Here is a 279-nt window from a genome sequence, read left to right on the forward strand (position 1 = left end):
GGAATCCTTGAACAAATGAGCCGCGTTCGCCGCTCCTGCAAGGAAATCTACGATCTGGCGAGAGTGACAGGCAGAGCCATTCACAATCCGCTGGAAGGCCTTAGTCGTTTCCTGCAATCCAAGCCAGCCGAGAACTACGCCCACGTCACGGCGAAAGAGCTTCCTGAACTGCTCCGCGCCATCCGCACATATCCTCACGCTTTAGATCTGCGCCTTGGCCTGCACCTATTGACGCTGACCGGCGTGCGGCCAAGCGAGCTACGTGAGGCGCCTTGGTCG

Annotated in this window: 1 pseudogene; it reads left to right on the plus strand. The window is 58.8% G+C overall.

Features of this window, described 5'->3' with window-relative positions:
* Positions 1-279 (plus strand): annotated as a pseudogene (locus AC3XQU_RS23790) (integrase); the annotation flags it as partial.

Source organism: Telluria sp. AZSoR62, from assembly GCF_058111565.1.